At 63.9% G+C, this 14,985-nt stretch carries 14 protein-coding genes; all 14 read right to left on the bottom strand.

Annotated features, from left to right (window positions below; all coding sequences use genetic code 11):
* Nucleotides 1–4: 4 nt before the first annotated feature.
* Complete coding sequence (locus ACYQ00_RS16260; protein WP_460033152.1) at nucleotides 5–787, bottom strand: class II glutamine amidotransferase; 783 nt, start codon at nucleotides 785–787, stop codon at nucleotides 5–7.
* Nucleotides 787–1,287 carry a DUF5049 domain-containing protein gene (locus ACYQ00_RS16255; RefSeq protein WP_460033151.1) on the bottom strand — a complete coding sequence of 167 codons (501 nt, stop codon included), beginning with the start codon at nucleotides 1,285–1,287 and terminating at the stop codon, nucleotides 787–789. The genes ACYQ00_RS16260 and ACYQ00_RS16255 overlap by 1 nt, the downstream gene beginning before the upstream one ends.
* The gene (locus tag ACYQ00_RS16250) at nucleotides 1,284–2,354 is read right to left on the bottom strand and encodes an amidoligase family protein (protein WP_460033150.1); all 1,071 of its coding nucleotides are present in this window, start codon (nucleotides 2,352–2,354) and stop codon (nucleotides 1,284–1,286) included. The genes ACYQ00_RS16255 and ACYQ00_RS16250 overlap by 4 nt, the downstream gene beginning before the upstream one ends.
* A 213-nt stretch (nucleotides 2,355–2,567) precedes the next feature.
* Nucleotides 2,568–3,881: a glycoside hydrolase family protein gene (locus ACYQ00_RS16245; protein WP_460033149.1), complete on the bottom strand. Its 1,314-nt coding sequence runs from the start codon at nucleotides 3,879–3,881 to the stop codon at nucleotides 2,568–2,570.
* Entirely contained in the window at nucleotides 3,878–4,183 is a 306-nt protein-coding gene (locus ACYQ00_RS16240) for a VrlD (RefSeq protein ID WP_460033148.1), read from the bottom strand. The genes ACYQ00_RS16245 and ACYQ00_RS16240 overlap by 4 nt, the downstream gene beginning before the upstream one ends.
* A 13-nt stretch (nucleotides 4,184–4,196) precedes the next feature.
* Nucleotides 4,197–7,790, bottom strand: a complete 3,594-nt coding sequence (locus tag ACYQ00_RS16235; RefSeq protein WP_460033147.1) for a DUF4815 domain-containing protein — start codon at nucleotides 7,788–7,790, stop codon at nucleotides 4,197–4,199.
* Nucleotides 7,791–7,801: 11 nt separating this feature from the next.
* Entirely contained in the window at nucleotides 7,802–8,335 is a 534-nt protein-coding gene (locus ACYQ00_RS16230) for a hypothetical protein (protein ID WP_460033146.1), read from the bottom strand.
* Nucleotides 8,336–8,348: 13 nt separating this feature from the next.
* Nucleotides 8,349–8,810 (bottom strand): hypothetical protein, encoded by a 462-nt coding sequence (locus ACYQ00_RS16225; RefSeq protein WP_460033145.1) that lies wholly within the window; start codon nucleotides 8,808–8,810, stop codon nucleotides 8,349–8,351.
* A gap of 122 nt (nucleotides 8,811–8,932) precedes the next feature.
* The gene (locus tag ACYQ00_RS16220) at nucleotides 8,933–9,919 is read right to left on the bottom strand and encodes a hypothetical protein (RefSeq protein ID WP_460033144.1); all 987 of its coding nucleotides are present in this window, start codon (nucleotides 9,917–9,919) and stop codon (nucleotides 8,933–8,935) included.
* A 9-nt stretch (nucleotides 9,920–9,928) separates the two neighbouring features.
* The gene (locus ACYQ00_RS16215; protein ID WP_460033143.1) at nucleotides 9,929–10,522 is read right to left on the bottom strand and encodes a hypothetical protein; all 594 of its coding nucleotides are present in this window, start codon (nucleotides 10,520–10,522) and stop codon (nucleotides 9,929–9,931) included.
* A 9-nt stretch (nucleotides 10,523–10,531) separates the two neighbouring features.
* A complete protein-coding gene (locus ACYQ00_RS16210; protein ID WP_460033142.1) occupies nucleotides 10,532–12,103 on the bottom strand; it encodes a phage tail protein in 1,572 nt (523 codons plus the stop codon).
* Nucleotides 12,103–13,467 carry a baseplate J/gp47 family protein gene (locus ACYQ00_RS16205; RefSeq protein ID WP_460033141.1) on the bottom strand — a complete coding sequence of 455 codons (1,365 nt, stop codon included), beginning with the start codon at nucleotides 13,465–13,467 and terminating at the stop codon, nucleotides 12,103–12,105. Before ACYQ00_RS16205 ends, ACYQ00_RS16210 begins: the two co-directional genes overlap by 1 nt.
* A 112-nt stretch (nucleotides 13,468–13,579) precedes the next feature.
* Nucleotides 13,580–14,035 carry a GPW/gp25 family protein gene (locus ACYQ00_RS16200; protein ID WP_460033140.1) on the bottom strand — a complete coding sequence of 152 codons (456 nt, stop codon included), beginning with the start codon at nucleotides 14,033–14,035 and terminating at the stop codon, nucleotides 13,580–13,582.
* Nucleotides 14,035–14,979 (bottom strand): hypothetical protein, encoded by a 945-nt coding sequence (locus ACYQ00_RS16195; RefSeq protein WP_460033139.1) that lies wholly within the window; start codon nucleotides 14,977–14,979, stop codon nucleotides 14,035–14,037. The genes ACYQ00_RS16200 and ACYQ00_RS16195 overlap by 1 nt, the downstream gene beginning before the upstream one ends.
* Nucleotides 14,980–14,985: the final 6 nt, after the last annotated feature.

Here is a 14,985-nt window from a genome sequence, read left to right as displayed (position 1 = left end):
TCTGTCATGGCTCCGCGCCCTTTCTCTCCTGGGCGATGAACTCGAACGGCTCCACCGAATACGCGGCCAGGTCCTCGCGCCGGAACACCATCAGGCTCATTGGCGGGACCGCAATCTCACGCCAGCCTTTTTCCTCCGCAAGCACGACGTCGAGGTATGCGGGGTCCGACGCATAGAGAACCGCCTTGCGGCGGGGATGCCAGCGCAGTTCAAGCGGCCGGTTGCCCTTGAGCACAAAGACGGTGCCCGGGTCGGTCCGGCAGGCGATGACGGCGGTGATCTGCCCGCGGCAGCGGCGGAGCCGCGCCTTGAACCGCTCGATATCCATAGCCCCGTCCCGCGCGGCGTTCGCGGCCAGGCGGAACAGAATCTCGCTGTCCACCTCGGCGAAGCGTCGCAGCTTCCAGCGGCGGAAAAGGTAATCGGCGTTGTAGATGGTGCCGTTGTGGGTGCCGATCACCTCCCCGGCGCGGATCGGGTGGTTGTTGCTGTTGATCCGTTCGTCCCCTCGGGTGCGCCACCGGGTATGGCCGAGCAGGAGCGTGGCGCGGTTGTCCATGGAGGCAAGGAGTTCGGCGAAGGCCTTGTCTGTCACGAACCGCTCGGCCGTCACCGGGCGTTTGAAGAGCCGGTGCCCGCCATCGACATCGAGCCATGCCGCGCCCGTGGCATGGGGCCCGCGCTCCTCGCTCAGCAGCAGCAGGCGGGTGAAGAGCCAGGCGAGGTGCTCCCGCTCCTCGGCGCGCCGCCGTTTTTTTCCGAAGATGACGCCCGCGAGCCCGCACATCAGGGTTTCCCTCCCTGCGGATCGACGATGAACCCGCGGAAGACGCCTTCGGCGTATTCCTTCGGATGCTCATCGATCCAGCGCGCGGCGTCCGGCCAGCCGAGCTCTCCGGCCAACCGGGCGACGACCGGACGGTCGAGCATGTTGGTCAGCCCTGAGAGCCGGACCGCGTCGATGCCCTGCCAGACCAAGGCGGGAATCGGTATCCGCGTGGGTTTGTCGTCCTGCACCTCGGCAAAGCCGTGTTTGATCAGGGCATCAAGGAAGGATGCGGCCTTTTCCTCGGGCGTGTCGCCCCTGACTGCAAGCTCGACGCCGGACAGCATCTTGGCGTTCCGCAGGACCATGTCGATGTAGTCCTCGAGGTCCCGCTGGTCGGAAAAAAGCGTGGCCCCTTTCATGGCCAGGACCACGTCGGTCACCGTCGCCCCGCTGAAGGCCTCGCCGTCGCCTTCCAGCGGCCGCCCATTGAGGGCGGTGTTTCGGATCAGCACTCTCATGACGCGCCTCCTTGCGTCCCGCCGGTCTCGTCCCCCGAAAACGCCGGAGGCCGGGGTTGACTCGGGCCATCCATGGCCCTCGCCCTTCGGGCGCGCCCTTGGCGCGTCCAATCCGGCTGTCCTGCCGGATTGTCGGGCCCGGCCTCCATGAGGGGTTCCGCCTTGGGAGCGTTTTGTTCATCTGGTTTCACCCTGCCGCGTTTGAAGGCCGAGTCCCCTGGCAGGGCGGCGATCAGATGCTTGCGCGCGGTCTTGAACTCGTCGCCGATGAGCCCCAGGTGGAGCAGGAAGACCCGGAAGTCGTACCGGGCGCTCTGCGGGTCGAAGGACCGCTTGCGGCTCGATGCCGCCCGGCCGTTCAGCGCCTTGGCCGCCACGGCCAGGACCAGTTGGATGTAGGCTTTCACCTTGCCCGCGTGGAGAGTTCCCTCGAACCAGCGGAACTCGACGGTGCCTCGGTACCAGACGTTGTGCAGGTTCACTCCGTGGTATCGGGTGCTGTCGTAGTGCTGGGGCTGCCGGTTGTGGTAGCCGTACCAAATGTGGTTGAGCTGGTCCCTGGTCCTGGGACGGCGGCGCTCGATCTGGGCAATGAGGTCGTCGCTCACCGGTTTGCTGTAGTTGCGGCGGCGGGTCTCGTTAACACCCAGGGCGGTGAGGATGAGCGCTTCCTGCTTGTAGACGATCTTGGCGAGGTTCGCGAGGGTCCGGCCGTCAAAGGCTGTGGCGTCGACGTGGACATGGATGCCGCAACGGTCGTCCACCTTGGCTCCGCAGGCCCGCAGCGCCCGGACGACCTCCTGGAGGACGGGGATCTCCTCGTAGGACAGGACAGGGCTCACCACCTCGGCCCGCAAGTGTACCGGCACATTGATGAGCGAGCCGTCGGATACCACTTTCCAAACCCGTCCATGGTCGTCGGTGACCTCCCAGGGGTCGAAGCTGCCCGGGCTGCCGATGTGGCGGACCTGGCCGCCCACCACCGATTGGATCGCCTGGGCGACCCGCTCGCGCGTCCGTTTGACTGTCTCGATCTCGATTCCGAAGTTGATCCGGCGTAAGTCCATGGTCTCTCCTTACGTTCTGTAAGCCCGTTCCCGGCAAGGGATTGGCTCTTGTGTTCACACACATACAGGCTTCTTTCCGAACAGAAAGCAAGGCGAATTCGACACATAACCCCTTTGATTCCAATGAGTTATGTACATTGAGACGCAACCAGCGGAAACACGCGGGATTACGGGATTCCCTGGCGTCCGAAGAAAAGAGAGGTGTTCCGGGGATCAGCTCCGCTTCCAGTCGGTGCCGGTGTGTTTCTCCCACTTGCCGCCGCCCGCGAGGTCGGTGTTGAACCACTCGTCGCCCTTGGACGGGTTCGGGAGAGCGGCGTCGCGTTCAGCCTGGGTGCCGACGCCCCGGTGGATGGCCTCCCGCGCGGTGAGCCCCTGACCGAGCCGGTCCGGGCCGAGCAGGTCCCGCCATCCGAGGGCCGGTGCCCGCAGACGGGAAACGAAGGTCCGGTAGGCGGTCGCGTCCTTGGCCGCGCGGTAAAGGAGCATCGAGCCGTAGGCGTCCCGGACCAGGCTCGGCGTGTAGCAGCGCTCGAGGAACGGCCCGCTGCCGTTCTTGAACACGGGGTTGATCTCCGCCTTGCGCCAGTGGACACGGTCCCAGGACCATGCATAGCCGATTCCTGCGTTTCCCGCGGAGCCCCCGGAGTAGAGCATCCACCATCTCCCGTCGGGAAGCCGGTCGACGTGGGCGGCGGAGACGTAGCCGTTCACGCCTTCCCAAGGCTGCGGGTCGATCAAGCCGGAGAGGATCGGACCGTTCCCGAACAGCTTCCATACGACCGCATCGTGGGAGCAGGCCAGACCGAGGCTGTCGTTGCCGCCGGTCGAGGCGATGAAATACATCGCGTAGCGCCAGGTGAACGGTCTTCCTTCGACCGAAGTGGGCAGCGGGTTGTACCAGAGGAACGACGGCCCGTAATGGCCGCGATTCCAGACCTGGACGCTTCCCTCGGTCACCAGGTCACCGAAACACGGGGTATCGCCCGTGAACGCGGCGGGGGCAACCGACGGATCACAGACTGCTGTGCGCAGTCCGGCCATGGCATAGGGCTGGTTGGGAACGTCCGGGTTCCAGTAGAGGATGCGCAGCCGGTCAGCGGCCTCCAGCGCGCAGACCACGTGATAGCCGTTGGCCGCGATGCCGGTGACTTTTTTCTCCGTGTCCCAGGAGAGGCCGTCGTCGGAAAAGGCACAGCTCATTCCCGCGCCGTCGCCATAATATGCGATGAAGTCCCGAACCCGAGTCCCGTCGTGGAAACCGCCCGGGGTCCGGAGGACGCGGACATAGTAAGCACGAGCTGCCGTCAGAGGTAGGACGTGCGGGTAGCGGTGGTCGAACACGACCGGCGGCAGCCCCTCGGGCGGTTCCGCGCCGGAGGGGACCAGCAGCAGGCCGAGGTCAACGGCGCGCAGCAGGTCCGGGGTCATCGCCTGAACGACGGAGTTCTTCCCGGGGCCGAGCGTACCCGTAAGCCCGGGCAATTCCAGAATCGTATCGGTGTTGCTCTTGATGGTGATGCTCATATTTGGTTCCTCCCGGCCTGCGCCGCAAGCGCGGCGGCGGACAGATCTTCATGTAGGTATCCGGCGTCCATCAGTTCCCGGTTGATCCGCCCGGCTTCGATCTCCTCCCGCCGGATGCGGGCCATGAGTTCGGAGAACGTCTCCGCGGCCTCCGGCTCGATGCCGTGTCGCTCCTCGATGCGCCGCATGCGGGCGTCGAGGTTGGCGAGCAGTTCGAGGGTGTGGTCCCGAAGGACACCGTCGCGCTTCTCTTGGGGTGATGGAATGAACTCCGTCAATCCGCCCTGTCTTCGAACGATCATGACATCCCTCCGATCAGCTCAGCGTCGCGCCGAGGGTGTGAATCCTCGGATACACCAGGTTGTTGCCGGTCATCTCCGCCTTGTAGCGGACCTTGTTTCCGTTCGGATCGGAGAAGGTTCTCGTGAGCGTGTACTCGGTCCACTCCTGATCGATCTCCCGCGTCGTTTGGATCGACATCGGTTCCCAGGTCGCTCCGCCGTTGTTGGAAGCGAACCAGTTGATGGTCGTCCCGCTAGGGATGTTCATCTGGGTGTAGACCTTGGTGGAGGACACGCCTTGGGTGAGCTCGTTCTCGCGGTTCAGATATGCCCCCGCAGGGTCGTTGAGATAGCCGATGAGATTCACGTCCTTGTAGTTCAGCGCCGGGGAATCGTTGACAGCGTTGCTGGAGAAGATGGCCCTGAGGAGCACCTGTCCCGCAAGGTTGGGCAACCGTTCCTCTTCCGCGGGCACGATGGCATCCCAGATGACACCGCCGTCGGTCGAATACTCCCAGACGATGCCGCAGCCTTCCGGAATGGAGGAATACTCGTCCAGGTTCAGATCGCTGAACTGCACCCCGGTGATGGGCTGAAAGCGAACTTCGCCGGTGGACTGGAAGTCATAGCCGTAGATTCTCATGGTGAGATCGGAGCCGTTGAGCGGCGTCCATGTCTCGGCGTTGGAGCTTTCCAGCAGCACACCGGCCACATAGGTCTGCCGGGTGATGACGCCGTTCTGCCCCAGTTGCCCCAGGGTGGCGATGCGCACGCGGTAGTTGGTGCTGTTGGTGAGCAGCACGACCGCGTAGCTGGTGTCCGCCTGGGCATAGAAGGGATCGGCGAAGACGATTTTGGTCTCGGCGTTCAGGTTGACCTCGCCCGGGGCCACGACCTTTTCGGCCAGCACGACCTCGTTCGGCAGTCCGGTTGTGACTCCGCGGATTTGCACCGTCACGGGCAACGTCGCGTCTTTCTGAGTGAACCAGACGCCCACGGCGGAGATGATGCGGTTTTCGGTGAAGCTGAAGGTCTGTGCCAGGGGATCGCGCCTACGGTTGCGGAGCTGCCATCGCCAAACGATCCGCTCGACCGGGACGCGGATGATCCGCGGCGGCGACGGCTGGACGATGATCTGCCGCTGGACGATGGTCCGCTCGACCACGACCCGCTCGATGCGGGTGATGATCAGGGGATCGTTGATCTGCAGGTTGGCCTGCGCGGAGTAGACGCCGTCGGTTATCTCGACGATACGGTTGCCGTTGCGCGCGTTCTCGGGGATGACGAACGATGCGGTGACTCGGCCCGCGGTATCCGCGTGGACTCCCGACGCCACCACCTGGCCGTCGCAGCGGATGGTCACGTTGTTCGCGTTGGACAGGAAGTTGGCCCCGATCACGGCGATCCCGGTCTGGCCGCGTCTGCCGATGTTCGGCGTGATCTCCACTGAGGCGTCGGGTTTTTCGAACACGGCGTAAGGGTTGATGTTCTTGACCTCGGACCAGTCGGTCTGCTCGATAAGTACGCGCTCCGTGGCCGGGAGGAGCGCGAGGCTTCCCTTGAACAAAGCGTTGCTTGCGGAGGGGTTCACCTCGAGCACGGTGGCCGAGGCGGCCCTGGCCGGTGCGGCGAAACGGCGGACCCGGTCGATGCGGGCGCTCCACTCGCTATGGTAGACATCGGATTGAGCGTCGTTCGAGAAGTCGTCGGAATAGACGCCCTTCTTGGTCTGGGCGTCCCGGTTCTGCAGCTCGTTGTTCATCTGAAACTGGGCGTCGTTGTATTTGAGGTCCTCGACGTCCTTGATGATCTCGTGGATCTGGTCCATGGTGATGCGTGTCAGCCCGAAATTGACGACCGTCAGGTCCACCGAGTTCGGCGGACAATCGACGCTGCACAGTCCGAGGGTGCCTTCCGGGACGATGGGCAGCTTCGGCCAGTCGGCCGGAGAACCTTCCAACCGTTTGATCTCGCGGGTGGTGGCGTAAATGATGTCCTTGCGGCCGATGTAGTAGTCGTAGTCGATACTGCAGTTGGAGCCGCCCACCGGCTCGTCGCCGATGTTCGTGCGGCCGAAGTTGATGATGGATAGATTGCCGGATTCAACCTGTACGGGAGACATGGTCAGGCCGCTCGTGTTGGAGGCGGGCGGGTTGCCGCCCACGATCTCGTCGACGCCGTCGTCGATGTAGGACGTGACCCCGGAGGCCACGTCCTTGAGCCGCTGGAAGTCGGCGCGGACCGTGTTCTGAGTGCCGCGATAGATGCGGTATCCGGTCGCGCCGCTGACCGGCAGCCAGGAGAGGCGGTTCATCTCACCGGTCAAAGTATCGCGCGACACGACCTTGGCCGAGTCGTACTGAGTCTCTCCGGTGGCGCTCTGCGCGGTGACCAGATAGAAATACTCATCCGCCGCCGGGTGTCCTGAGCGTCCGAACCAGCCGCCGTCCACATAGTCCGTCCCCTTGATCATCTGTTTGGTGTAGGTCCAACGGACGGTGTAGGTTGTGCCGATGGCAGGTTCGTTGCCCGACCCCAGCCAGTCGACGTAGTTACCGGACTGCTGCCAATCCGCACCTTCCTGAAAGACTGTCGCGCCCTGGCTCACCTCGAGGATATCCACCACTGGGTTGGGGACGAGCAGGTCTTCGCCGCCGCCCACCGACCCGCGGGTGATGTTGGAGACGATCTCCACGATGGCCTCGACCTGAGTGGTTTCCTTGAGAGGCGTATTGTTGAGGGCATAGCGCCGGGTGCCGACCACGTAGGTCTTCTGTTCGCCGCGGACCGACTTGACCGCCGTGGACTTGGGCACCAAGGTGGTTGTGGGCATGTCCTTCTGCAGGCGGAAGCCCTGGATGTAAGCGCGGCCCGCGTTGGTGATCACCTCGACGTTCGCGCCGTCGTTGTCGCCGATGAAACTGTCGAGCCCCTTGACCAGATAACTGCCGGCCTGGTCATAGGTCCGCTCGGCCAGGTTCTGGAGAAGCGAATTCAGCCCCTCGGCGGCGGCGAAGGCGAGTTGGTCCTCCGTGATCGATGCGACCGTGATCCGGCTTCCGGGCAGCGTCCCGAGCAGGTCCTGCAGGTAGAGATTCGATTTCTCTCGGACGGTCGCCGTCACGTCGCCGGTTTCACGGTCGAACTTGTGGACCGCGACCACCTTTCGCTGGGTCACGTTATTGGGCAAGGCCTCGCCGCTCGTGTCGTGGTCCTTGAGCGACAACACCCACTTCTCCCGCTCGGCGGTGGGTTCGCCGGTGGCTGGGTTGATGAGCACGGCATCCTGGTTGTATCCGTAGTTGTACTTGAGCAGCTCGACATAGACGTAATCCGCGCCGCTCGTCTTGGCCGGGTCATAGGTGAGCACCGCGCCGGGCACGCGCTCCAAGCAGCCGTCGATGTAGACCAGCCCTTCGGCCACGGTGAGCACGTTTGCCGCGACCGTCACGCCGAAGCCGCTGACGATGGCCCCCTCCTTGAAGAGGATGTCCGCGAGCTTCCTGCGCTCCTGGTTGATAATGTCCTGCTGCTCGTTGAGCTCCGAGTCGAGCAGATCCCGGTCCTGGTGGTAACGGACCCGCTTGTAGTTTTTTGTCGGGTCGAACGTATCGCGCGAAATGGACATGGTCTTTCCTCCTAAATCTTGATGACCCCGACCAGCTCCACCCGCGTATCGGAGGTCTTGTTGAAGTCGGGGATGTTCTTCACTTCGTACAGGTAGCCGGGATCGAGTACCTCGCCGGTCGGGTTGGTGTCGGGGTGGTAAGCCCCGTTCGCCGCATAATCGGACTGCAGTCCGGCGATGTAGGCCACGTCACCGCCGAAGAAGCCGTATTCCCGGATGGTGATGCCGTTGGCCTCGTTCTCCTCGAAGCGGAAGAAGACGCCGATGGTCTGGGTCTCCTCGGCGGTTTCGATGTAATGGATGCCGTTGACGATGAGCGTTCCTTCCGGGTCTTCTTTAAGAAAGGTCCGTTTGTAGTGCTTTTTGCGGGCCCGCTCATTCTTGAGCGTCGTTTGGTCGATGTCCGGCGCGGGCGGATTGATGGGATCGGTGAACGTGGCGTCACCGTCTCCGATGGCGCAATGGGTGATGCCCTCGATGGGGTCTCCCATGAGCAGCCGCGCGGTGAGGATGCGGCCCGTTTTGACGATGAGTCCAAGTGACATTCGTATTCCTCCTTCAGGTCTGTATCGTGTGGCCTTCGCGGATCAGCACGGCGAAGACTGTCTGGCGCACTTCCGCATGACGGGCTGTCTCGCGCACCACAAGCTGTTTCGAATCCGCCGTCCGCTCGATCTCGGCGAATACCGCGCAGCGGGTATCGCTCCGCCGTTCGACCGGCCGGTGAATCCGGACGGCTGCGTCGGAAAGGACCGTCGGGAAACGGACCATCCATCCCCGCAGGTCAAAGCTCCGCAGGACCGGCCGCACGATCACGGCCTGGATGTCGGCGGGGGCATCCACCTCCGCCGTGATCCTCAAGGCCGCGTCCGTGTCGCGCCGGATTGTCCGGGTCTCGGATACCGCGCCGACGGCCTCGAAAACGACCGCCGGGAAGGCCGGCATCCGGGCGCGGTTCATCGGAACCACGGGGCCCGCGAAAGGCGCTCCGGCGAATCGATTTCCGCTACGGATTGCCACGTCTCAGCCTCCCGGTGATTCTGTTCGCCTTGCCGACGTTCCGGACCACCCGGAACATCGGGGTCAGGCGTCGGGCGTTCGCCTCGATCTCCTTTTTGTTACCTTGCCTCACCGCCATGGGATCACTCCTTCACTGCGCACCAGCCTGGGCCGGACAGGTTGAAAATCTTGTAGGTGACTCCGCCGAGATCGAGGACATCTTCGGAGTCCGTAACACCTCCCCCGTGTGCGTAGACCTCGATCAGTTCGCCCCGCAGTTCCTTGTAGGCCGCCGTCGTATGGGCGGCGAGCCACGGAAACAACGTGATGAGCCCCTGGCGCTGGTCAGGATTGCAGGCTGTTTGGAATCCAGCATGGGCAGCGCCGCACGAACCGGTCTGACCGGTCGCACTCGCCCAGCCGTCGAACTTGTTGAGAGCGTAGAAGCTGCCCGGGGACTGGTAGTGGCCGACGACGACCGGCTGCGGGTCCTCGCCGATCTTCGCCCCCGAGGCATAAGCCGCGACAAGGCTCGCCAGGGTGACGGTATTGGGGGATGCGACCGTATCCACCGCCGTCACCTGGACTCGTTCGATTCCGGCGTTGTCCTTGATCAGGTAATAACCCCCGACCCTGAAGATGGAGGCGTCGTTGACCTGCAGTGTGACGCCCGCTCCCGGAGATGCGGCCGCCTGCGTGACGGCGACGGCTCCGGACCAGAACCGCTTCAAGAGCCCGCAGTAATGCGCGTAGTAGACGGCCGCGATCTTGGTCACGATGAAGACGTGATCCATGTCCGCGTAAATCCAATACAGGAAGGCGGAAGCATCCACGGTCTTGATGTAGGTGTAGCTGGTGTTGAACGCCTCCTTCACACCTGCGTGCGTCGCCGCGTCCCAGTACAAGTAGGCGCGGACCGCGATTCGGTCCGCTGATGTGTCGTTGACGAACCGCAGGAAGATGTCTTCGGCTCCGCTCTCTCCCGTGGATGCCAGCACGTAACTGGGCTCGGCGTCGCCGGAGCGGTCGTCCCGAAGCGTCCAGCCGACGGTTCCCACGAGGAAATCTTTCAGGCGGACGAGGAAATCCGCGGTGTTTGAAGCGGTGCCGGATGTGCTGTGATAGGCCATACGTTCCTCCTACAGGATCGGGTTTTCCGTACCGGTGAGCCGGAGTTTGAGGTCGGTCTTGTTTTGTACCGGCGTTCCGGACGGCACCGTACAGCGACGCCAGAACGAGAGGGTCACGTCGTGGGCTTTATCGCCCAGGTTGAGAGGTGCGCCGCCGACGGCGGTGGCGAGACCCGCCTGGGTCAGGGCCAGCGCGTACCAATCCGACTCGTCGCCGCCGGCGACATCCACGGGTTCGATCACCAGCCCGGTATAGTCGTACCCGGAATAGACCGCGGCACCCGGATCATGGGCGGCCGGGGTTGTGCCGCCGTAGCCGCGTTCCACGGCGAGGACGGTCGTCTCACCGCCGCTCAGGATGCGCATCTGTTCGTCGTCGACGATAATGATTTCGCGGTCGGTGAAGCGCGGCGCCGAAAGTTGCAGGGAGGTCGCCCCCGATGCCAGGGCCGCGGCGAGGATCGTCTGTTCGTTGGCCACGAACAGCTCCTTGTCTTTCGCTTCCCCGTCAGTGCCGTTGTAGGTGTCGTCATCGGGGTTCGCGAGGTCGCCCTCGGATATCCTCTGGGTCAATGTGATGTCTTCGTACAGATGTATCGCCATCGATCTCTCCTATGCCGCCGGCCATTGCGTGACCGTGTATTGGTTCGCCGCCGCCTCGAAACCGGCGGTCGCCTCGGCGTGATCGTCCCGCTGCCGGTAGCGCCAGCGAAGGCAGGGCTTCGACTTGCGGAAGCCCGAGGCGTTGAGCGGCATCGAGCCGAGCCGCATGGGCCGGGTCCGGTCCACGGACAGGAGCAAGCCTGTGTGATTCAGCCTGCGGCGGTTGAGCAGAAGCGTCTCCACGCGTCTTCTGCGCGGAATGCCCGTGTCCACGTCCATCTCGAAGGATGCGCGGGCCTCGGTCACATAGGCGTCGGTCAGTTCGGCGATGTTGAGCGCCTTGTTGTTCAGGGAGAAGCCGGGCCTGCGGGCGCGCCAGCGGTCGACGAAGTCCCATGCGCCGGATACCTCCGACCACTGCGCGTCGGCGTAAGCGGTGATGAAAAGGTGACGGCCCACGGCAGCGCCGGAGACCTTGTCGTCCCTTCCGAGCCTCGAATGCCCGACGCGGAACCAATGGGAGAGCCGCGACCGCTTCCCGTACCGGTGCGTGCGGCGGTCTCCCGTGAGGTCTGGCGCATCCTGGACGGCTTCCGAGAGCATGTCTTTCTGGCGGAACTTGATCCGGCAAGGCTGCGCGGAACGGTTCAGGCGCGAACGATTCAGGTCCTGGCCCGCCAGCCGGATGAACGAGACGCCGGGTTCCACTACGGGTTTGGTTTCGATCTCGCAGCAAAACGCCGCACGTCGTTCGCTGATCCACAGGTTCGGCAGACGTTCGGCGTTGAGGTTGCCGGTGTTCAGGCGAAACCGGGGCGAGCGGCCATGCCAGCGGGAGACGCACACCGCGGCTCGCTCGATATCCTGCATTAGGGTGGTGCCGTCGGTGATCCGCCACCAACCCCAGGTCTTGTTCTTGCGGGTGAGATGGAAATCCGTGTTCAGGGCATTGTGGTTGACCACGAACGTTTCGTGCAGATGCGCGAGGCACACCCGCTCGACGACCTTCTTGATGACCGCCTCGAAATCCGACTCCATGGACAGGAGCGTGTAGAGCCACTGCAGGAAGAAAACCCGCGTGCCCGCGGGATGATGAAAGGGCAGCGCGTCCCGGACTCCCTGGACGAGGTTGTCGCTGTCGATGCGGTAGACGCCCAGGCTGTAGATCAGCCCCGGCAGTTTGGCCCGTCCGACAACCGAACGGCGGTTCAGACGCAGCGCCTTGTGGAAAGTCTCTTCGATGCGCCCCTCCCACCCGATGTCAACGAGCGAGCGGCCGATGGCGGGGATGGTGCCCTTGCGCCGGTAAATCTCCACGGCCTCGCGGATGAGACGCCGTTGGGCCGGCGCGTTTACGGTGGGATCGAAACGGTGGCCGACGATCCCGCCGAGAAACGGCAAGAACCTTTCCTCGCAACGCCCGACGTCGAAGATCTCGGGGAAACGCTCGGCCAGCACCTTGATTTCGTCCAGGCTCACGGCCGGGACCTTGAGAAAGGAATCGAGATCGCCGGACTCATCCCGTTCGCGGTAGAGCGGCGGAAGCAGGTCGATGAGTTTCTTTTCGAAGTAGGAGGACATCAGGACGCCCTCCGCACGTCGAGGTTGACCTGACCGAGCGCCGCGATCTGACCGGCGTGGATGTCGACGTCCTGGGTCGGCCTGTACATGCGCACGTGGCTCACGCCCCGCACGCCGTCCAGAAGCGCCACCAGATCCGAGTAGTGGACCGGCGCGCCGAAGCTCATGCGGTCGAAGGCGAAGAAGTCCGCCAAGGTCTGTTCGACGCGGCTCCGAACCAGGTCGAGGTCCTCGCCGGCATAGGCGAACACCTCCGCGTCAATCGATACGGGACGGTAGACAGGATCGAAGAGGTTGATCTCGACGGTGATGACCTTGCGCGATTCCAGGTATTCGGCGAGGTCCTGCTTGAGAAGCGCTGACGGCGGACCGCCGCCGTCCGGGGCCACGGCCAGGTTGACCTGGTAGTAGCGGATGTTCTTGCAGTCGTTGACGTCGAGTACCTGGGCTTTGGCCACGCCGGGAAACCCTTCGGCCAGGGCGAGGTAGTCCTCCTTGCTGACCGCCTTCCAGAGCGAGCGGACCTCGGCCGGGGCCTGGCGGCGGGCGTGTTCCAGAGTCTCGCGGTCCGCTCCGCCGGTGGCCGGGACCGGGTTGGTGACCGCGAGGGGAACCAAACCGCCGTCGAGGTAGATGGCCGTGAGAAGCTCGGTGACGAGATTGGGACCCAGGTTGCCTTCGACCCCGAGGGTTTCGAGGTACTCGACGCGGATTTCCGCGCCGGAGTCGGGAAGTGCTCCGCGCAATCCGTCGCCGAAGACGATCCGGGTGATGTCCAGCGCGTCGGTCTCCGCCATGAAGTGGCGCGCGTCGGAGCCGCTTTCCTGGAAGTGGGAGACCTCGGTCCATTCCTGGTCCTGCACCCACACACGGATCGAACCGTGAGCGATTTCCTTTCCGGCCAAAATGATCGGATCGCCCGTGTCCCCGTCTGCCGTAAAGGTCTCGGTCTTGCGTTTTCCCTGGCGCGCGCCTGTATCGACGCTCGTCCGGCTCCGAGGGATCGTCGCGTCTTCGGCCGTCTCGAACACGATGTCGTTTTCTTCCAGACGGGCCCTGCACGTCGTTCCCGCCGGGATCACCAGATCCGCGTCGAGGGGCGCGGCCAGGGAAAATCTCAAAGCGGTCGTCGCGGCCACCGGCCCGTCGAGCCGGTAGCTGATGAGCTTGCAGAGGTTGATGACGTTCTGCCGCTGGCGGGCGGTGGGCAGGAAGGCCTCCGCCGCCTGGGCGTCGAGGTAATAGGCCAGCATGTCGCCGATGCCGCAGAAGAGTTCCAGCAACACCACGCCGAGGTCGGACGCGTTGAAGTCCGTCCAGCGGTCGGTGAGCTGCGGCACCCGCGCCAGCAATTCCCGGCGCATGGACTCGTAGTCCTTGTTCGTGTAAGCGATGCTTGCTCTGCCCATTTCCGTTCGTCCGTTGCGGTTCGGTCACAAGTGGTCCCGCCGGACGAGCCGGACGAGGACCCGCTTGTTACTTACCGGCGACGGAGCGGAACTGTCGGGGCGGAGCGGATGGGCGCGGTTCGCGGTAGAAGGGATAGACCAGGTTGCCTTCCACCTGGCTTTGGATGACGCGATAGGCGATGCGGACCGGAAGAAGATTGCGATCCTTGTTCGCGGGGGAATCGTCGAAGGAGACGCCGGTGATGACGACCCGTTTCTCCCAGCGCTTCACGGCGTCGATCACGTAATGGCGGATCAGCCCCTTCAGCACCTCATCGTTCGGCTCGAACACCAGGTCCTTGAGTTTCGAGCCGAATTCCGGGCGCATGAGGCGTTCGCCCGGCCGGGTGGCGAGAATCTGGATGATGCTCTCGTGGATGTGTTCGTGCTCGGTGGAGGTGGCCGAGGAAACCTGCGCGCCACCGGATCGCCGCTGAAAGCGGAAGGGGAACTTCAGCCCGCGTCCGAGAAAATCCAAGGCCATCAATCACGCTCCTCGCAGATGCAGGCGGGCGGTTCACCCGAACCCGTGTCTCCATTGGAGTCATCGTCGTCCGGGAAATGAATGACCAAATCCAACCCGTTCGTCATGGCGACATGGATCGTGCCGTCGGCCTCGATGACGCCCTTGTGACCGCTTTCCACCGCAGCAAAACCTTTGGCCCCGCCGGGAACCAGACGAATCTCGATATCCTCGCCCACGCCTTCGATCCGGGAAATCCCGAGCACCACCGAGGTGCCCGCGGGGTTGCAGATCATGGCCGTGCGCTCCGGCTGGAATACATCCAACCGGTATCCGCCCGGCAGCTCGATGCGGTAGCGTCCTTGCGCGGTCTGCATCGGATCGATGTCCAAGGGCAGCCCTTCGATTCCGGCCGCTTCGTGAGTCATACGCACCGCCTCGGGCTTGAGCATCAGCTCCCGGCCGTCGGGAAGCGTCACCACGCCGCCGCGCGCGGGTTCGAGAAGGGTCACAGAGCCATCCATGCCGATGGCCGTCAGTCTTCCATCCGGTCCCACCCGAACCATGACGCCGTCGGCGAGGGTGAAGATGCGTCCTCCATCGGGGAGGTCTCTCACGGCGGTGCCCGCCGGCATGGCGACGAAGGGGTCGAAGTCCGGCGGCATCGGTTGATCAACGGCCTGCATGTATTGCTGCGCGCTCTCGGAATGCGCCTCCAGTACCGTTTGAGCTTCCGCCCGAAGGGCTTCGGAGGCGTCGTGACTCTGCTGCAGAATGCCTTTGATCTCGGCCAGGCCGTCTCGGATCTGTCGGAGGTAGGGCTCCTCACCCTCGCCGTCCGTCACGCCGAGACCGGCCGCGAGCAGACGCGCCAGCGCCATGATCTCGTAATGGGAGGGCGACGAACTGGTCTGCTCGATGATCGGCCCGCCGCCGTCTTCTCCGTATCCGTTTCCGACAACCATGTTCCG

The sequence above is a fragment of the Megalodesulfovibrio paquesii genome (assembly GCF_054653055.1).
The sequence above is the reverse complement of the archived record's forward strand: the minus strand, read 5'-3'. Positions and strand labels throughout refer to the sequence as shown.